This is a genomic window from Serratia sp. CY71090 (genome assembly GCF_052166845.1).
Taxonomy (GTDB): Bacteria; Pseudomonadota; Gammaproteobacteria; order Enterobacterales; family Enterobacteriaceae; genus Serratia; species Serratia nematodiphila.
This window is the reverse complement of record NZ_JBJNOA010000007.1, coordinates 184,344-203,069: the sequence shown is the minus strand read 5'-3', so window position 1 is coordinate 203,069 and position 18,726 is coordinate 184,344. Positions and strand designations below refer to the sequence as shown.

The window sequence follows — 18,726 nt, the reverse complement described above, 5'->3', positions numbered from 1 at the left end:
CGTTAAATTAATCTGACAACCCCAAACGCTCGCCGGCATAAGAACCGTCTTGCACCCGGCGCCACCAGGTTTCGTTAGCCAAATACCAGGCGACCGTCTTGCGAATGCCGCTTTCAAACGTTTCCTGCGGCCGCCAGCCCAACTCGCGATCGATTTTGCCGGCGTCGATGGCGTAACGCATATCGTGGCCTGGGCGATCCTTCACGTAAGTGATCAGATCGCGGTAGTGCGCCACGCCCTGCGGCTTGTTCGGCGCCAGTTCTTCCAGCAGATCGCAAATGGTCTGCACCACTTCAATATTCTTGCGTTCGTTATGGCCACCGATATTGTAGGTTTCGCCTACCACACCTTCGGTCACGACCTGATAAAGCGCGCGCGCGTGATCCTCGACATACAACCAGTCGCGCACCTGCGCGCCGTTGCCGTATACCGGCAGCGGTTTGCCGGCTAGCGCATTCAGGATCACCAACGGAATCAACTTCTCCGGGAAGTGATAAGGGCCGTAGTTGTTCGAACAGTTGGTCACGAGGGTCGGCAAACCGTAGGTGCGCAACCAGGCACGCACCAGATGATCGCTCGATGCCTTGGAGGCGGAATACGGACTGCTCGGCGCATATGGCGTGGTTTCGGTGAACAGATCGTCTGTGCCGTGCAGGTCGCCGTACACTTCGTCGGTGGAGATATGATGGAAACGGAAAGACTGCTTCTTCTCCGCCGCCAACGGCTGCCAGTAATGGCGCGCCGCTTCCAGCATCGTGTAAGTGCCAACCACGTTGGTCTCGATAAACGCCGCCGGGCCGTCGATAGAACGATCGACGTGGCTTTCCGCCGCCAGGTGCATCACCACGTCCGGCTGATAGCGGGCAAATACCCGATCCAGCTCGGCACGATCGCAGATGTCGACCTGCTCGAAAGCATAGCGCTCGCTGTCGGCCACCACCGCCAGCGACTCGAGGTTGCCGGCATAGGTCAGCTTATCCACTACCACCACGCTGTCGCCGGTGGCCTCGATGATGTGCCGCACCACTGCGGAACCAATGAAACCGGCGCCGCCGGTGACTAAGATACGCTTCAACGCCAGACTCCCTTGGTATCCACCACCCAGCTTTGCTTGATCTCTTCCGGCCGGATGGCCTTGAACTGTTGGTGATCGACCAACATCACAATCACATCGGCCTGCTGCAACGCCTCAGCGATTGGCGTCAACGTCACATGGCCCGCCAGCGACTTCGGCAACTGTTCGACGTTCGGTTCCACCGCCAGCGTTTCGCCGACGTGCCATTCGGCGATCAGGTGCGCCACTTCCACCGCCGGGCTTTCACGCAAATCGTCGATATTCGGTTTGAAGGCCAGGCCGAAGCAGGCGATTTTCACCTCGGACGCGCGCTTGTCGGTGGCGGCCAGGCAATCGGCCACCGCCGCTTTCACCCGGTCGACCACCCACAGCGGTTTGCCGTCGTTCACCAGGCGTGCGGTGTGGATCAGACGCGCCTGCTGCGGGTTTTGCGCCACGATAAACCACGGATCGACGGCGATGCAGTGACCGCCTACGCCCGGCCCCGGCTGCAGAATATTCACCCGCGGATGGCGGTTCGCCAGGCGGATCAGTTCCCAGACGTTGATCCCCTGTTCGGCGCAAATCAACGACAATTCGTTGGCAAAGGCGATATTCACGTCGCGGAAGCTGTTTTCCGTCAGCTTGCACATCTCGGCAGTGCGTGAGTTGGTGACTACGCATTCCCCCTCGAGGAAAATCTTGTACAGCGCGCTGGCTCGTTCCGAGCACTTCGGTGTCATGCCGCCGATCACGCGGTCGTTTTGAATCAGCTCGACCATCACCTGCCCCGGCAACACGCGCTCCGGACAGTAGGCGATATTCACGTCCGCCGCTTCGCCCGCTTGCTGCGGGAAGCTGAGATCGCTGCGCGCCTGCGCCAACCAGTCCGCCATTTGTTCAGTGGCGCCCACCGGCGAGGTGGACTCCAGGATCACCAGATCGCCTTTTTTCAGCACCGGCGCCAGCGATTTCGCCGCTGCTTCGACATAGGCCAGATCCGGCTCGTGATCGCCCTTGAACGGCGTAGGCACCGCGATCAGGAACGCATCGGCCGCCAGCGGTTTGGTCACCGCCCGCAGGAAACCGCCGTCGACGGCGTCCTTGACCACTTTGTCCAGATCCGGTTCGACGATATGGATCGCGCCGCGGTTAATGGTATCTACCGCATGTTGGTTAACATCTACGCCCACCACTTTTTTCTTGCGGGAAGCAAACGCCGCCGCCGTTGGCAAGCCGATATAACCCAGGCCGATAACCGAAATAGTGTCAAAACTCATAGTGTCACCTGATGATTCTTTAAAGCTTCGAGGATACGCTGACAGGCATGCCCGTCGCCGTATGGGTTATGCGCCCGGCTCATCGCGTGATATTCGCTTTCGTCCGTCAACAGCCGGGTCACCGCTTCAACAATTTTGGCCACATCGGTGCCGACCAGGCGCACCGTGCCTGCATCTACCGCCTCCGGGCGCTCGGTGGTGTCGCGCATCACCAGCACCGGCTTGCCTAACGAGGGCGCCTCTTCCTGAATGCCGCCGGAGTCAGTCAGGATCATGTAAGCGTGGGTCATCAAATAGACAAACGGCAAATAATCCTGCGGCTCGATCAGCATGACGTTGTCGATGCCTTTCAAAATGCGATTCACCGGCTCGCTGACATTCGGATTGAGATGCACCGGGTACACCACCTGCACTTCCGGGTGGCTGCGGGCGATCTCCGCCAGCGCACTGCAAATCCGCTCAAAACCGCCGCCAAAACTTTCCCGGCGATGGCCGGTGACCAGAATCAGTTTTTTGTCGGCATCGAGGAACGGGTAACGCTGCGCCAGGCTGGCGCGCAGCGCAGCATCGCTCATCACGCGATCGCGCACCCAGAACAGCGCGTCGATCACCGTATTGCCGGTCACAAAAATACGGTTGTCCGGCAGCAGCTCGCGCAGCAGGTTTTGGCGCGAGTTCTCGGTCGGCGCGAAGTGGTACATCGCCAGATGGCCGGTCAGTTTGCGGTTGGCCTCTTCCGGCCAAGGAGAATACAGATTGCCGGTACGCAGCCCGGCCTCGACATGCCCGACAGGGATGCGTTGATAGAACGCTGCCAGACTGGTCGCCAGCGTGGTGGTGGTATCGCCGTGCACCAGCACCACGTCCGGTTTGAAGTCTTCCAGCACTCCTTTCAGCCCTTCCAGGATGCGACAGGTGATTTCCGTTAGCCCCTGGCCGGGTTTCATGATGTTCAGGTCGTAATCCGGCGTGATCTCGAACAACCGCAATACCTGATCCAACATCTCACGATGCTGTGCCGTTACGCAGACTCTTGCTTCAAAGGCCTCATCCTGGGCCAGTGCATGTACCAGCGGTGCCATTTTAATGGCTTCAGGTCTGGTGCCGAAAACAGTCAACACTTTCACAGCGAATCTCTTTTGGTCGGTTAATCGCAGGCCCCGCCTGCGAATGGGGCGCTCACGCGCCCTGCATCAGATTATTATATTATTTTTTAACTACGCGGCCGACGCGCCAAGGCAACACCCGCGCCAACCAAAGCGCCCATCGCGCCCCACAGAATCAGCCAGAATACCCGGCGCGGGCTGTCGCGTTTTACCGGCTCTTCCGGCGTGCGCAAATAACGATAGGTCTGGAACTTCTCATCCAACGTCGGGCCAACGTTCAGCGTCGCCAACATTGCGCGATTCTGATCGTAATCCAGATCGTAGGTCGGGCCGGAGGCCTGCAGGCCTTCCAGACGCGCCTGCAGCATTGGCCGGCCCAGCAGGAACAGATCCGAATCCGGCAACTGTTCTGCCGGGGTGTCGGTTTGCGTGCGGCTGATCCCCTGGCTCTCGGCAATTTTCAACGCCTGCTGCGTGGTGTTCAGCTCGCGCTTGTAAACCGACTCCGCCACCGCTTCCTGACGCTTGACCTGCGCTTTCATCGAGGTAGTGCGAGCAGCCCACGCCCCCTGAATCTCTTCGTTCAGATGCAGAGCAGCGCGGTGGCTGGCGAAGGCCACGTATTGACGCAGCAGGCGGTTGGCGTCTGCGGCGGTTTCCGCCGTTAGCTTCACGCCATCGTTCGGGACTTTTTTGTCGTCGCGCGGCGTGAACAGAATGTTATTGATCAGCTCGTCGAGCAATGCCGCATCGGCGCGGGCATCCCCTTCCTGGCGCTGTTTGTAGTAATCGCTCTGCAGCCAGAAATCGCGACGCGTGTCGTAAGCCGCCAGCTGCATGATGAACTCATTGTACGCTTCATCCGCGATGCTCGGCTGATCGCCGGCCGTCGCCGGCAACGTGCGCACGTCCAGGTTGCGCAGGAACTGCTGCTGGGAATAGTAACCGCCCAGCGCATTCACCGTGGGTTTGTCGGTGATTGCGGTCGCGCTCCACTCTTGCTTAACCAGGTAAGAAACGATCAGCGCGACCGCCGCGAACAGCACCGCAATGCCGATAATCCACGGTTTGCCGCGCCACAGGGTGCAGCACAGGCCGCGGATATCGAGTTCGTTATCCACCGCCGGGGTATGCTTGTCAGACGTTGTTTCTGGATTCATCACAGCCAAAAAGCCTCTGGTTAAGATACTTGCTTGTTATCGCTCGAACGCCGCAGCCGGCGCTTGATACGCTTAATGTACCGCGCAACCCGCCAGGCGCGCTTGATGCAGTAACCGTACAGGAAGAAGGCAAGCAAGAATAATGCCAACATAACCCACTCAGGGATAAAAGTCAGGCGTTCGCCGATCACGCCCACCGCCGCCAGCAATGCGGCCGCCAGGGTGATCAACACGAAAGCCTGCCGCGGCGTAAAGCCGGCGCGCATGATCAGGTGGTGAATATGTTGACGATCGGGAGAGAAGGGGCTCATCCCCTTGCGTAAACGACGGTACATGATTGCTATCATGTCCATCAGCGGAATAGCGATGATCCACAGCGCGGTCACCGGGTTGATCGAGTGTGCCTTACCCTGCGAGCTTTGCAGCAGCAGCCAAATGGCGGTAAAGCCGATCAGGGTGCTGCCGGCGTCCCCCATAAACACCTTATAACGGCGGCCGAGGATGCCGAGGTTGAGCAAAATATAGGGAACGATGGTGGCGATCATCGCAAAGCACCAGAACGCCAGTTCATGATGGCCGCTCAGGTACAGCAGCAGGCCCAGCGCCCCGAAGGAAACGCACGACAAACCGCCCAGCAGGCCATCGATGCCGTCGACCATGTTGAAGGCGTTGATCGCCGCCCATACCGCGAACAGCGTCACCAGATAGCCGAACGGCCCCAGCAACATCTCCCAGTCACCCAGCACATGGCCGAAGCTGCGCAGATACAGACCGGCGAACACCATCATCGCGATGCCGACCAGCGCCTGCACCAGGGCGCGAATTTTAACGCTGATGTCGAAACGATCGTCGAGCGCGCCCACAAACACCAGAATGCCGGCGCAGGTGAGATAAAGCTTGGCGTGTGCGATGGGTTGTTCAGAGATCCAAAACGCGAAGCACAACCCGGCATAAACGGAAATACCGCCGACCAGCGGAATCAACCCCTGATGGCGTTTGCGATAATTGGGTTTATCTACCAGACCAATACGTTTTGCCGCCTTGCGGGCAACAAAGAGAAAAGCCAAAGAAAACAGGAAAACAAATAGAATTTCAGTACTCATAGTGAGTAAGTTCACAGTTAACAGATCTCTGTAGAAGATAAGGCAGCTTACCACGGGCAATAGCTTGTGCCATCGGCCCCCGCCACCTTTCGGTCATTTCCTATGACAACGGTGATTCATGCCTATTTTCTTCGCATCGGCTGACAAAACGACAGCAGCAAAGCCGACCGGCACCGGGCCGACCGACAAACAAGATGAATTCTCAATAAGTCGAGGAAACAACTTACTTTTCCATTACTGCTACTTATCGTATCCGCCAAAAGCGAAAAACGCCACGACTAGGCGTGGCGTTCAGCGAATTTTTTAACGAATTATGAGCGTTTCATCATATCGAAGAATTCATCGTTGGTTTTAGTCATCGCCAACTTATTAATGAGGAACTCCATCGCGTCAATCTCACCCATCGGGTGAATGATTTTGCGCAGGATCCACATTTTCTGCAGCTCTTCGGAAGTGGTGAGCAGCTCTTCTTTACGGGTACCGGAGCGGTTGTAATCGATCGCAGGGAATACGCGTTTCTCGGCGATTTTACGCGCCAGATGCAATTCCATGTTGCCGGTACCTTTAAATTCTTCGTAGATCACTTCGTCCATCTTCGAACCGGTATCAACCAGCGCGGTCGCGATGATGGTCAGGCTGCCGCCCTCTTCCACGTTACGCGCCGCACCGAAGAAACGCTTCGGACGATGCAGGGCGTTGGCGTCCACACCACCGGTCAGCACCTTGCCAGAGGCCGGCACCACGGTGTTGTAAGCACGCGCCAGACGGGTGATGGAGTCGAGCAGAATGATCACGTCTTTCTTGTGCTCAACCAGGCGCTTGGCCTTCTCGATCACCATTTCGGCCACTTGCACGTGACGCGAAGCCGGCTCGTCGAAGGTCGAGGCGATCACTTCGCCTTTCACCAGGCGCTGCATCTCGGTCACTTCTTCCGGACGTTCGTCGATCAGCAGCACCATCAGCACGCAGTCTGGGTGGTTGTAGGCGATGCTCTGCGCGATATTCTGCAGCAGCATGGTTTTACCGGCTTTCGGCGGTGCCACGATCAGGCCACGCTGGCCGCGGCCAATAGGCGCCGCCAGATCCAGTACGCGCGCCGTCAGGTCTTCGGTCGAGCCGTTGCCGCGCTCCATCCGCAGACGGGAATTGGCGTGCAGCGGCGTCAAGTTCTCGAACAGGATCTTGCTGCGGGCGTTTTCCGGCTTGTCGTAGTTGACTTCGTTGACTTTCAACAGGGCAAAATAGCGCTCGCCTTCTTTTGGCGGACGAATCTTACCGGAAATGGTGTCACCAGTGCGGAGGTTGAAGCGGCGGATTTGGCTAGGGGATACGTAGATGTCGTCGGGACCGGCGAGGTAGGAACTGTCTCCAGAGCGGAGGAAACCGAATCCATCCTGCAATATCTCGAGCACGCCGTCGCCGAAGATATCTTCTCCGCTTTTCGCATGTTGCTTCAGAATGGAGAAGATAATGTCCTGCTTGCGCATGCGGGCAAGGTTTTCCAGCCCCATATTTTCGCCGAGAGTAATCAGCTCAGAAACCGGCGTATTCTTTAATTCGGTAAGATTCATAGTGGTGGGTTCTTAAACTCGGGGTATGTCTCGAACTTGTATCGTGAATGGTATGGCAGCGAAATGCGTGCCTGTTTACTGGACGTTCGATCACCGGGCGCAGAGCCGTCGCGGTAAGAAATGGCTTACATCGGGCGCACGCATTGACGGTTGAAGATCGAAGGTACCTTAAAAATGATTTTTGCAAAACCGTTTGATTGCCAAAACACGGGCTGAGTTCAGTTTACTTTCAACGCCAGTGGTTCGACACAGAGTATAGCTTTAGATTCAAACTCTTTAGATTTAAAACTTCGGGCAAGTTCTATATGCAGTGTGGTTAAACTTAACACGCTTCTTGGCAGGCGTCTAGCGGTGAATTGAACATCACCGCCAGGCGCCTGATACTGGGCTTCCCGCCCGATTACAGATTCGCGTTCAGGAAATCTTTGAGCTGACCTTTGGACAACGCGCCAACCTTGGTCGCGGCCACTTCACCGTTCTTGAACAGCAACAGCGTAGGGATGCCACGGATACCGTACTTAGGCGCGGTAGCCGGGTTCTGATCGATATTCAGCTTGGTGATGGTCAGTTTGCCTTCGAACTCTTCGGCAATCTCATCCAGAATCGGAGCAATCATCTTGCACGGCCCACACCATTCAGCCCAGAAATCGACCAGGATCGGCCCTTCCGCTTTCAGCACGTCAGATTCGAAGCTGCTGTCAGTCAGGTGAATAATTTTATCGCTCATGTTCTACTCCACAGGATTATGTCTACCTTGTTGGTGTAGCATTAACCAACTCAAGGTGATTTTATTGCACCGCGTTTATTTCAACGGATGTGCTTTCGTAAAGCAATAGTTAGCTGATATTCTACCACACTATGAGCAAAACACACTTGACCGAACAGAAGTTTTCCGACTTCGCCCTGCACCCGTTAGTCCTTGAAGCCCTTGAGAAAAAAGGGTTTCACAATTGCACGCCCATCCAGGCGTTAGCATTGCCGCTCACGCTCTCCGGGCGTGACGTTGCAGGTCAGGCGCAAACCGGTACCGGAAAGACGCTGGCGTTTTTGGCGTCTACTTTTCACTATTTGCTGACTCACCCGGCGAAACAGGATCGCCAGACCAATCAGCCGCGCGCCTTGATCATGGCGCCTACGCGTGAACTGGCGGTGCAAATCCACTCCGATGCGGAAGCGCTCTCCCAGAGCACCGGCCTGAAACTGGGCCTGGCCTACGGCGGCGACGGCTACGACAAACAGCTGAAAGTGCTGGAAAGCGGCGTGGACATTCTGATTGGCACCACCGGCCGTTTAATCGATTACACCAAACAGAACTATGTCGATCTCGGCGCGATGCAGGTCGTCGTGCTGGATGAAGCCGATCGCATGTACGATCTTGGCTTTATCAAAGACATCCGTTGGCTGTTCCGCCGCATGCCTGCGGCCGATCAACGCCTGAACATGCTGTTCTCCGCTACCCTGTCCTATCGCGTACGCGAACTGGCCTTCGAGCAGATGAACAACGCCGAATATGTTGAAGTGGAACCGGAACAGAAAACCGGCCACCGCATTAAAGAAGAGCTGTTCTACCCGTCCAACGAAGAAAAAATGCGTCTGCTGCAGACGCTGATCGAAGAAGAGTGGCCGGATCGCGCCATCATCTTTGCCAACACCAAGCACCGCTGCGAAGACATCTGGGGCCATCTGGCCGCCGACGGTCACCGCGTGGGCCTGCTGACCGGTGACGTGGCGCAGAAAAAACGCCTGCGCATCCTCGACGACTTCACCAAAGGCAATCTCGATATTCTGGTCGCCACCGACGTCGCGGCGCGCGGTCTGCACATCCCTTCCGTCACGCACGTCTTCAACTACGACCTGCCTGACGACTGCGAAGACTACGTGCACCGCATCGGCCGTACCGGCCGCGCAGGCGCCAGCGGCCACTCCATCAGCCTGGCGTGTGAAGAGTATGCGCTCAACCTGCCGGCGATCGAGACCTATATCGACCACAGCATTCCGGTGAGCAAGTACAACAGCGATGCGCTGCTGACCGATTTGCCGGCGCCGAAGCGCCTGTCGCGCCCGCGCGGCGGCAACGGCCCACGTCGCAACTCCGCGCCTCGTCGCGGCGGCGCGCCGCGCAACAACCGTAAACGTTCGAGCTGATCGCCATGCTCAGTTCCAGCACGCTTTATGCTGCCATCGATCTCGGCTCCAACAGCTTCCACATGTTGGTAGTGCGCGAGGTGGCCGGCAGCATTCAGACTCTGGCGCGGATCAAGCGCAAAGTGCGCCTGGCGGCCGGGCTGGATCAGAACAATCACCTGTCGCATGAGGCCATGCAACGCGGCTGGCAGTGCCTGCGGCTGTTCTCGGAACGCCTGCAGGACATTCCGCGCGAGCAGATCCGCGTCGTCGCCACCGCCACGCTGCGTCTGGCGTCCAACGCCGATGAGTTCCTGCAGGCCGCCGAGCAAATCCTCGGCTGCCCGGTACAGGTGATCAGCGGCGAAGAAGAGGCACGGCTGATCTATCACGGCGTCGCGCACACCACCGGCGGGCCGGATCGTCGGCTGGTCGTCGACATCGGCGGCGGCAGCACCGAACTGGTCACCGGCACCGGCGCACAGGCAACGCAGCTGTATAGCCTGTCGATGGGCTGCGTCACCTGGCTGGAACGCTACTTCAGCGATCGCAACCTTGGGCAAGAAAACTTCGAGCGTGCCGAACAGGCCGCGCGCGACATGGTGCGGCCGATCGCACCGCAATTGCGCCAGCAAGGTTGGCAGATCTGCGTCGGCGCTTCCGGCACCGTGCAAGCGCTGCAGGAGATCATGGTGGCGCAGGGCATGGATGAGCGCATCACCCTGCCCAAACTGCGCCAGCTGAAACAGCGCGCCATTCAGTGCGGCAAGCTGGAAGAGCTGGAGATCGAAGGGTTGACGCTGGAGCGCGCGCTGGTGTTCCCGAGCGGCCTGTCCATCCTGTTGGCCATCTTCCAGGAGCTGGGCATCGAGAGCATGATGCTGGCCGGCGGGGCGCTGCGTGAAGGTCTGGTTTACGGCATGTTGCATCTGCCGGTGGAGCAGGATATTCGCATCCGCACCATCCGCAACCTGCAGCGCCGCTACCTGATCGACACCGAGCAGGCCGAACGCGTCAGCCAGCTCGCCGCCAACTTCTCCCAGCAGGTCGCCAACGAGTGGCAGCTGGATGCGCGATGTCGCGAGCTGTTGCACAGCGCCAGTCTGATTCACGAACTCGGCCTCAGCGTCGATTTCAAGCAGGCGCCGCAACACGCCGCCTACCTGATCCGCCACCTGGACTTACCCGGCTTTACCCCGGCGCAGAAAAAACTGCTGGCCACCCTGCTGCAAAATCAGAGCAACACCCTCGACCTGTCGCTGTTGAACCAGCAAAACGCCCTGCCGCCGCGCACTGCGCAGCGCCTGTGCCGCATTTTGCGCCTGGCGATCATCTTCGCCAGCCGCCGCCGCGACGACACGCTGCCGGCGGTGCGGTTACGCGCCAATCAGGACGATGAACTGACGGTGATCTTGCCGCCGGGTTGGCTGGAACAGCATCCGCTGCGCGCCGAGGCGCTGGAGCAGGAAAGCCACTGGCAGAGCTACGTCCACTGGACGCTGCGGTTGGAAGAACAACGTTGACATGACCAGGGCGCGATGAGCGCCCTTTCTTTTTAATTCCCGCCTTTGGCCTTGGCCAGCTGGGCGCGGATATTGGCCAGATGGCTCTGCCCCTTCTGCATCCGCTCCTGCGGGCTCACCACTTTGCGTTCGGTTTCCCACGCCAAATCGTCCTGCGGCAGCTCCAGCAGGAACCGGCTCGGCTCCGGCCGCACCAGCTCGCCGTACTGGCGGCGCTCGCGGCACAGGGTGAAAATCAGCTCTTTTTGCGCGCGGGTGATCCCTACATAGGCCAGACGCCGCTCTTCATCGACATTGTCTTCGTCGATGCTGCTCTGGTGCGGCAGCAGCCCCTCCTCCATGCCCACCAGGAATACGTAAGGGAACTCCAGTCCCTTTGAGGCGTGCAGCGTCATCAGCTGCACCTGATCCAGCTCCTCTTCACTTTCGCCGCGTTCCATCATGTCACGCAGGGTGAAGCGCGTCACGACCTGGGTCAGCGTCATCGGCTCGTCCAGATCGTTGCCTTCCAGCATTTCCGTCATCCAACCGAACAGCGTGTTGACGTTTTTCATCCGCATTTCGGCGGCCTTCGGGCTGGTCGAGGTTTCAAACAGCCAGCTCTCATAATCCACGCCGCGGATCAGATCGCGCACCGCCGCCACCGGCTCACGTTCCGCCTGCTGGGCGATGCCGCCCAGCCAATGGGTGAAGCGCTGCAGCGATTCCAGCCCGCGTCCGGTCAAGTGCTGGCTCAGCCCCAGATCGAAGCTGGCATGGAACAAACTTTTGTTGCGCTGGTTGGCCCACTCGCCAAGCTTCTGCAGCGTTGCCGGGCCGATCTCGCGCTTGGGGGTATTGACGATGCGCAGGAAGGCGCTGTCGTCTTCCGGGTTGGTCAGCACGCGCAGGTAAGCCAGCAGATCCTTGATCTCGGGGCGCGAGAAGAACGAGGTGCCGCCGGAAATCTTGTACGGGATACGGTTCTGCATCAGCATCTTTTCAAACACCCGCGACTGGTGGTTGCCGCGGTACAGGATCGCATAGTCGCCGTAATTGGTCTTTTTCACGAAGTGGTGGGCGATAAGCTCCCCCACCACCCGCTCGGCTTCGTGATCCTCATTGTTGGCGGTCACCACCTTCAGCTCTTCGCCATACCCCAGCTCAGAAAACAGCCGCTTTTCAAATACGTGCGGGTTATTGGCGATCAGAATGTTGGCCGCCTTCAGAATGCGCTCGCTGGAACGGTAGTTTTGCTCCAGCTTGATCACCTGCAGCGCCGGGAAATCTTCCTTCAGCAGCACCAGGTTCTGCGGCCGCGCGCCGCGCCAGGAGTAGATCGACTGGTCGTCGTCGCCCACCACGGTAAAGCGCGCGCGGTTGCCCACCAGCAGCTTCACCAGCTCGTACTGACTGGTGTTGGTATCCTGGTACTCATCCACCAGCAGATAGCGGATGCGCTGCTGCCAGCGTTCGCGCACCTCTTCGTTGCGTTGCAACAGCAGCGTCGGCAGCAGGATCAAGTCATCGAAGTCCAGCACATTGCACGCCCGCATATGGGCGTGGTAAAGACCGTAGCAGTGGGCGAACAGCTTGTCGCGTTCCGAGCGCGCCAACTCTGCCGCCCGCTGGGGATCGATCAGGTCGTTTTTCCAGTTGGAGATGGTCGAAATCAGCTGCGCCACCAGCGTTTTGTCGCTTTCCAGCCACTTTTCGGTCAGCTCTTTCAACAGCGCCAGCTGATCCTGATCGTCGAACAGCGAGAAGTTTGACTTCATCCCCAACGCCACGTATTCCCGCTTGATGATCTCCAGCCCCAGGGTATGGAAGGTGGAAATCATCAGCCCGCGCGCCTCTTTGCGACCCAGGGTTTGCGACACGCGCTCTTTCATCTCGCGCGCGGCCTTGTTGGTAAAGGTCACGGCGGCGATGTGCCGCGCCTGATAGCCGCAGTGGTGGATCAGGTGGGCTATCTTGTTGGTGATAACGCGCGTCTTGCCGGAACCGGCGCCGGCCAACACCAGGCAGGGCCCGGTAACGAATTCGACGGCTTGTTGTTGGCTGGGGTTTAATCGCATGGTGCTGGCTTGCTCAACTGTAAAACGTGGAAGGGAATTGTAGCAGAAAGCGCCGATGAGATTTAGCGGGTATAATCAGCGCAATTTTCGCATCGACAAAGGCAATACCATGGCAAAAACGGCGTGCGCCCTGCACATTCTGGTAGACAATGAAAAGCTGGCCAACGAGCTGCTGGCCAAGCTGAAGCGCGGCGTCAGCTTCGACACGCTGGCACGCAAATATTCGAGCTGCCCGTCAAAACGCAACGGCGGCTCGCTGGGCGAATTCAACAAGGGCGCGATGGTGCCGGCGTTCGATAAAGCGGTGTTCAGCATACCGCTGCTCAAACCTTACGGCCCGGTCAAAACCCAGTTCGGTTACCACATCATCAAGGTGCTGTACCGCAACTAGGGGGCCTGCGCCCCCTGCTGCGAATTACTGCGCGCCGGCGTCCGTCGTCGGCGCAGCCACCGCGGTGTCGGCCGGTTTGGCTTCTTCCGTCACCACCGCCGGCGCCGGCATCATGATGCCGTCATAGGTTTCCTGCAGCTGCTTCATGCTCATTTCCGGCTCGCCCTTCGGCTGCATCAGCACCAGCGTCGCCTCCTGAGACAGCTGCAGCTTCAGCGCCTGATTCAGCGTCTCCAGCGTCAGGCTGGCCAGGAATTCCTGGCGCAATTTCTGATACAGCTCCGGCGCGATATCCACCACCCCGCTCTGCTGCGAACGCAGGCGCTGGCTCATCAGCACATCGGTGTCGGTGCGGGCGTAGGTGGCGAACAGCTTGCTCAGCTGATCGTTTTTCTGCGCCAGCAGCGCATCGAATTCCTCTTTCGACAGACCGTTATCACGCACGTTGGCCAGCTCGCGGGCGATAAAGCCCAGGCTGCCGTTCAGATTGTTGTTCGGCGTATCCAGATGGATGGCGCACTGCCCCCGCTGGTACTGCACGCGGCAGTCAAAGCCCAGATGCAGGCTCTTCTGGTCGCTTTTTTCCAGCGTCTGCTGAAGATGCCAGAACAGCGCCTCGCGGGCGAGATCGCCACGCCAGTAACGGAGCAGGCTCTGCGAATCGCGAATCGGGTGCCACGGCGAATCCCACATGATCGACAGCGTATCCTGTTTCACCTGCTCGCTGATCAAGCTCACCGGCTGCTGCGGCAGCGGCGTCAGGGTCGGCATCGGGGCCGGGGTTTCACGTTTGCCCTGCAGCGGCGAGAACGCCTTGTTGATCTGCTCGCCCAGGCTGCGGCTGTCGACCTTGCCGACCACGAACAGCGTCATGGCGTCCGGGGTATACCACTGTTGATAGAATTTCTTCAGCTGCTCGAGATTGACCGGCCGTTTCGCCGGCTGCGCCGGATCGTGCGCCAGCAACGTCGAGCCTTTCAGGCGGTAACGCCACCAGGCATCTTGGGTATTGGGCGGGAAAGTGCCGACCGGATTGATGCTGGAATTCATCACCGCGTGCACCGTATGCTCGTCGATCGCCAGTTTGCCGGTGGTGTCCGCCAGCCAGGCCAGCGCTTCTTTCAGCAGGTCGGGCCGGTTGTTCGGCAGGCTGAGGTTATACATGGTGAAATCATACGAGATGATCGCCGGCGGCAGCGGCCGCTCGTTATCCACGCTCTGTTGCCACAGGGCGCGCAGCTGCGGCGCGGTAAAGCTTTCGCTGCGCGCCAACGCCAGCCGCGGCAGCAGATGGGCGAAACCGGTCTGCTGCGAAGACTCCACCAGAGAGCCGGTATTGACGATCAGCCGCAGTTCCACGCGGTCGCTTGGCCGCTGCGGCGTATCGAGAATCTGCCATGAAAACCCGTTGGCCAGCGCCCCCTGCTGCCAGGCAGGATCGGGTTGTAGTGCTTCAGCCTGCACGCTGCTACTGGCTGCCGCCAGTAGCAGCCCACCAACTATAAGATGAATTCTGGTGCCCTGCATGTGAACCCCTACTTAATGACTATCCAATTTCTTATGCAAATGCGTGTATTCCATTCAATGGAATCATAAAAATACGCCCTGAGTTTCACAGTGGGGCGGAAAGCAGAAAGTGTACCATCGTGTTAGACCGCGCGCCTTTGCGGATGTCACTCATTAGAGTGAAAAATAATAGATTGCGGGGTTTTTAATGCAAAAAATCGTTACGAGGCAGGGGAAGAAGCTCACCGGCCGCGGCTGCGGCCGGTGATTTACCGCCGAAATCAGGCGGAAGGCAGCGTTTTGTCCGCGCCGGTGTTTTTGTTGTTCAGGGTGTCTTTCAGCTGTTTCTCATCCAGCTGATTACACCATTTGGCCACGACCACGGTCGCCACGCCATTGCCCACCAGGTTGGTCAGCGCGCGGGCTTCCGACATAAAGCGGTCGATGCCGAGGATCAGCGCCAGGCCGGCCAGTGGCAGGTGGCCTACGGCGGAGATGGTGGCGGCCAACACGATAAAGCCGCTGCCGGTCACGCCCGCCGCCCCTTTGGAGGAGAGCAGCAACACCACCAGCAGGGTAATCTGATGCATGATATCCATGTGGGTGTTGGTCGCCTGAGCGATAAACACCGCAGCCATGGTCAGGTAGATAGAGGTGCCATCCAGGTTGAAGGAGTATCCGGTCGGGATCACCAGACCCACCACCGATTTCTTGCAGCCCAACTTCTCCATTTTATCCAGCATGCGCGGCAGCGCGGATTCGGACGACGAGGTTCCCAGCACGATCAGCAGCTCTTCTTTGATGTAGTTGACGAATTTGAAGATGCTGAAGCCGTTGGCGCGGGCGATGCTGCCCAACACCACCACCACGAACAGGATGCAGGTGATATAGAAGCACACGATCAGTTGGCCGAGTTGCACCAGCGTGCCGACGCCGTATTTACCGATGGTAAACGCCATGGCGCCGAAGGCCCCCAGCGGCGCCAGGCGCATGATCATGTTGATGATGCCGAAAATCACCCGCGAGAAGCTGTCGATCACGTTGTAGATCAGCTGCCCTTTGTCGCCCAGACGATGCAGGGCGAAGCCGAACAGTACCGCGAACAGCAGCACCTGAAGAATGTTGCCGCTGGCGAACGCGCCGATCACGCTGCCGGGGATGATGTCCAGCAGGAACGGAATGATGCCCTGCTGCTGCGCCTGCTCGGCGTAGACTGCCACCGCTTTGGCGTCCAGCGTGCCGGGATCGACGTTCATGCCGGCGCCCGGTTGCACCAGGTTGACGATCACCAGGCCGATAATCAGCGCGATGGTGCTGACGATTTCAAAATACAGCAGCGCGATGGCGCCGGTGCGCCCCACCGCCTTCATGCTTTCCATGCCGGCGATGCCGGTCACCACGGTGCAGAAGATCACCGGCGCGATGATCATCTTGATCAGTTTGACGAAGCCATCGCCCAGAGGTTTCATCTCGGCGCCGAGGTCAGGGTAGAAATGGCCAAGCAGGATACCCAGCGTGATCGCCGTCAGCACCTGAAAATAGAGGCTCTTAAAGATCGTTGTTTTCATATGAACATCCTATGGGGGGGAAGACACGCATCAGGCAGCAGTCTAAAAATCCAGCCTGTTCATCGCTTGCGCGGAAAATAACACCCACTTAACAACATGGAAATAATTTGTTGCACCCACCGTGTGGGGTTGATGTGAATTTAAGAGCTGAAACGCGTCAGTCGGGGTGCAAAGCTGAAAATTGCGTAAGCCTTTGTTTGCACTAACGCAAAAGAGGTAGGTAAAGAATGGCGATTTTCGGACGAGGAAAAGTACCGGAAAGGTATCGCGACGCTCACGGCGCCGCGCGGCAAAACTCGGCTTCGAACGCTTCGCGCGGCAGCGGCCGGGCGAACAGGAATCCTTGCCCACTGCGAATGCCGTGCTGCAGCAGCCAGTCGCGCTGTTCGGCGTTTTCCACGCCTTCGGCCATCACCGGCAACGCCAGCACTTCGGAGATCGAACTGACGATGCGCACCATCGCATCGTCGGCCGGCAGCCCCTGAATGAAACTGCGGTCGATCTTAATCAAATCGATCGGCAGGGATTTCAAGCGGTTGAGGTACTCCAGGCTGGAATAGCCCATGCCGAAGTCGTCCAGCGCGATCGACAGCCCCAGGTCGTGCAGCTCGCGCAGCAGCGCCAAGGCGCGATCGAGATCGTCGATGCGTACCGTCTCGGTGATCTCCAGCAGCAGCTTGCGCGGATCGATCCGATACTGCGCCAGCAGGTTTTTCAGATGCGGGACGAACGCTTCATCCTGCATCTGAATACCGGAAACGTTAACCGCCAGCGGCAGCGCAATGCCGCGCTGCTGCCAGTCCGCCAGGATACGGCAAGACTCTTCCAGCACCCAGTTGCCGAGAGGCACGATCACGCCCAGCTCTTCCGCGAGCGGGATAACGTCGGCCGGCAGGGTATAGCTGCCGTCATACTGCTGCCAACGCAGCAGCGCTTCGGCGCCGATCACCTCGTTGGACTGCATGTCGATCTGTGGCTGCAGGAACAGCGTGAAATGCCGCTGCTCGATGCCGTGCAGGATCTCGCTCTCCTGCGTCAGCCGCTTCTGCGTGCGTTCCGTCAGGCTGGGTTCGAAGAACAGGATCTGATTTTTTCCTTCGCGGTGCGCGGACATCATCGCCGAGGTGGCGCTGCGCAGCAGCTGCTCCGCGCTCTCCCCCTGATTGAGGTAGTGCGCGATGCCGATGCTGGCGTTGGGCCGCAGCGCCAGACCTTCCAGCGTCAACGGCGCATTGATCTCCGCCATGATGCGCCGCGCCAGCTGCATGGCGTGGAACGGCCGCTCAATGCCCTTGGCCAGAATGGCGAATTCGGTATTGCTCAGCTGTGCCAGCACGCCGTTTTCGTCGATGCAGCCGCGCAGCTTCTTCGCCAGCGCCAGCAGCAGTGCTTCACGCATCGCCGGGCTCATCACGCCAGACGCTTCATGCAGCGTCTCGATGCCGATCACCAGCAGGTTAAAACGCTCAGGGCGCAGACTGGAGGCGATATGCTGTTCCAGCAACGCGTTCAGCAATGCAGGATTCGGCAGTTCGGTCACCGGGTGGCGGGTACTCAGGCGGCTCATATCGGCATGCGCCTTGGCCAGCGTCTGTTGATTGCGGTTGTAATTGCGCACCAGCAGGCCGAGCTCGTCGTCCTGGTGCAGCGCCGGCAGCATCAGCTGGTGATAGGGCGCTTCGTCCTGCGAGATGTTCTCCAGCTCTTTGGCCATCGCGCGCAGCGGATGCACCATCAACCGGTTCATGCACCAGGTGATGGCCACCGACAGGATCAGCGCCAGCAGCAGATAGGTCGACAGCATGGTCGACAAAATGCTGAGGATAAACTGGTACATGCGGAACGAATCGGCCTGCAGCACCAGATAGGCCAGCGGCTGCTGGTTGGCGGGCACCCGCTCCAGCGAATAGAGCGGCACGGAAATTTGGATAGGCAGCTCAAACAGCCGGGCGATCAGCGTCGGCACCGGCCGCTCCGGCGGGAAATTGGCGTGCAGCGCCTGAAACTCGTTCGGCAACACGATATCCGCCCGGCTGAGAATGCCGACCGGCAACAGCGTGTTCAGCACCCTTTTGGCTTCCGGCACGTCCATGCGCAGCACCGCTTCCGCCAGCGGCTGGCGCACGGAATGAGCGATATTCTCCAGTTGCTGGGCGTAGTCATCCCTGCGCTGCTGCACAAAGTGGAATAACTGGATCACGATAAAAATGCAGATCGTGACCAGCGCCACGCCGGACACTGTCGCCATCTGCTTAATCGTTAACGAACGCCTGACCCGCAAAC

At 58.9% G+C, this 18,726-nt stretch carries 14 protein-coding genes; 3 read left to right on the top strand and 11 right to left on the bottom strand.

Translation table 11 applies throughout. The features are described 5' to 3' along the window. Nucleotides 1–7 precede the first annotated feature (7 nt). From rffG to trxA, 7 genes are all read right to left on the bottom strand, one after another. Complete coding sequence (gene rffG / locus ACJ8OK_RS15010) at nucleotides 8–1,075, bottom strand: dTDP-glucose 4,6-dehydratase (RefSeq protein ID WP_048326563.1); 1,068 nt, start codon at nucleotides 1,073–1,075, stop codon at nucleotides 8–10. After that, nucleotides 1,072–2,334 carry a UDP-N-acetyl-D-mannosamine dehydrogenase gene (gene wecC / locus ACJ8OK_RS15005; protein WP_015376252.1) on the bottom strand — a complete coding sequence of 421 codons (1,263 nt, stop codon included), beginning with the start codon at nucleotides 2,332–2,334 and terminating at the stop codon, nucleotides 1,072–1,074. Before wecC ends, rffG begins: the two co-directional genes overlap by 4 nt. Then, entirely contained in the window at nucleotides 2,331–3,461 is a 1,131-nt protein-coding gene (gene wecB, locus ACJ8OK_RS15000) for a non-hydrolyzing UDP-N-acetylglucosamine 2-epimerase (protein WP_004934198.1), read from the bottom strand. The genes wecC and wecB overlap by 4 nt, the downstream gene beginning before the upstream one ends. Before the next feature lie 86 nt (nucleotides 3,462–3,547). Continuing rightward, nucleotides 3,548–4,600: an ECA polysaccharide chain length modulation protein gene (gene wzzE / locus ACJ8OK_RS14995; protein WP_033631474.1), complete on the bottom strand. Its 1,053-nt coding sequence runs from the start codon at nucleotides 4,598–4,600 to the stop codon at nucleotides 3,548–3,550. Nucleotides 4,601–4,620: 20 nt separating this feature from the next. Next, a complete protein-coding gene (gene wecA, locus ACJ8OK_RS14990) occupies nucleotides 4,621–5,718 on the bottom strand; it encodes a UDP-N-acetylglucosamine--undecaprenyl-phosphate N-acetylglucosaminephosphotransferase (protein ID WP_004934192.1) in 1,098 nt (365 codons plus the stop codon). A 296-nt stretch (nucleotides 5,719–6,014) separates the two neighbouring features. Further along, on the bottom strand, nucleotides 6,015–7,274 hold the full coding sequence (gene rho / locus ACJ8OK_RS14985; RefSeq protein ID WP_004934188.1) for a transcription termination factor Rho: 1,260 nt from the start codon (nucleotides 7,272–7,274) through the stop codon (nucleotides 6,015–6,017). Nucleotides 7,275–7,674: 400 nt separating this feature from the next. Further along, the gene (gene trxA / locus ACJ8OK_RS14980; RefSeq protein ID WP_135637704.1) at nucleotides 7,675–8,001 is read right to left on the bottom strand and encodes a thioredoxin TrxA; all 327 of its coding nucleotides are present in this window, start codon (nucleotides 7,999–8,001) and stop codon (nucleotides 7,675–7,677) included. A gap of 131 nt (nucleotides 8,002–8,132) precedes the next feature. On the opposite strand from trxA, the gene rhlB reads away from it, so the two are divergent. Both rhlB and ppx read left to right on the top strand, forming a co-directional pair. Continuing rightward, a complete protein-coding gene (gene rhlB, locus ACJ8OK_RS14975; RefSeq protein ID WP_015376249.1) occupies nucleotides 8,133–9,419 on the top strand; it encodes an ATP-dependent RNA helicase RhlB in 1,287 nt (428 codons plus the stop codon). Between the two features lie 5 nt (nucleotides 9,420–9,424). Further along, entirely contained in the window at nucleotides 9,425–10,921 is a 1,497-nt protein-coding gene (ppx, locus tag ACJ8OK_RS14970) for an exopolyphosphatase (RefSeq protein ID WP_016929512.1), read from the top strand. 32 nt (nucleotides 10,922–10,953) lie between these two features. Here ppx and rep read toward each other — a convergent pair whose 3' ends face one another. Next, on the bottom strand, nucleotides 10,954–12,978 hold the full coding sequence (gene rep / locus ACJ8OK_RS14965; protein WP_004934177.1) for a DNA helicase Rep: 2,025 nt from the start codon (nucleotides 12,976–12,978) through the stop codon (nucleotides 10,954–10,956). Nucleotides 12,979–13,087: 109 nt separating this feature from the next. Between rep and ppiC the strand changes: the two genes are divergently transcribed. Beyond that, entirely contained in the window at nucleotides 13,088–13,369 is a 282-nt protein-coding gene (gene ppiC, locus ACJ8OK_RS14960; protein ID WP_004934175.1) for a peptidylprolyl isomerase PpiC, read from the top strand. 24 nt (nucleotides 13,370–13,393) lie between these two features. Here the strand turns inward: ppiC and ACJ8OK_RS14955 are convergent, their stop codons facing one another. From ACJ8OK_RS14955 to hmsP, 3 genes are all read right to left on the bottom strand, one after another. After that, entirely contained in the window at nucleotides 13,394–14,896 is a 1,503-nt protein-coding gene (locus ACJ8OK_RS14955) for a M16 family metallopeptidase (protein WP_033631470.1), read from the bottom strand. A gap of 260 nt (nucleotides 14,897–15,156) precedes the next feature. Then, a complete protein-coding gene (locus ACJ8OK_RS14950) occupies nucleotides 15,157–16,443 on the bottom strand; it encodes a dicarboxylate/amino acid:cation symporter (RefSeq protein WP_016929514.1) in 1,287 nt (428 codons plus the stop codon). A gap of 274 nt (nucleotides 16,444–16,717) precedes the next feature. After that, nucleotides 16,718–18,724 (bottom strand): biofilm formation regulator HmsP, encoded by a 2,007-nt coding sequence (gene hmsP / locus ACJ8OK_RS14945; RefSeq protein WP_048326554.1) that lies wholly within the window; start codon nucleotides 18,722–18,724, stop codon nucleotides 16,718–16,720. Nucleotides 18,725–18,726: the final 2 nt, after the last annotated feature.

Bases quoted from the DNA above. Each gene is read 5' to 3' on its own strand.
- wecC (WP_015376252.1), bottom strand. From the start codon at position 2,334: ATGAGTTTTGACACTATTTCGGTTATCGGCCTGGGTTATATCGGCTTG.
- wzzE (WP_033631474.1), bottom strand. From the start codon at position 4,600: ATGAATCCAGAAACAACGTCTGACAAGCATACCCCGGCGGTGGATAAC.
- rho (WP_004934188.1), bottom strand. From the start codon at position 7,274: ATGAATCTTACCGAATTAAAGAATACGCCGGTTTCTGAGCTGATTACT.
- trxA (WP_135637704.1), bottom strand. From the start codon at position 8,001: ATGAGCGATAAAATTATTCACCTGACTGACAGCAGCTTCGAATCTGAC.
- rhlB (WP_015376249.1), top strand. From the start codon at position 8,133: ATGAGCAAAACACACTTGACCGAACAGAAGTTTTCCGACTTCGCCCTG.
- ppx (WP_016929512.1), top strand. From the start codon at position 9,425: ATGCTCAGTTCCAGCACGCTTTATGCTGCCATCGATCTCGGCTCCAAC.
- rep (WP_004934177.1), bottom strand. From the start codon at position 12,978: ATGCGATTAAACCCCAGCCAACAACAAGCCGTCGAATTCGTTACCGGG.
- ppiC (WP_004934175.1), top strand. From the start codon at position 13,088: ATGGCAAAAACGGCGTGCGCCCTGCACATTCTGGTAGACAATGAAAAG.
- ACJ8OK_RS14955 (WP_033631470.1), bottom strand. From the start codon at position 14,896: ATGCAGGGCACCAGAATTCATCTTATAGTTGGTGGGCTGCTACTGGCG.
- ACJ8OK_RS14950 (WP_016929514.1), bottom strand. From the start codon at position 16,443: ATGAAAACAACGATCTTTAAGAGCCTCTATTTTCAGGTGCTGACGGCG.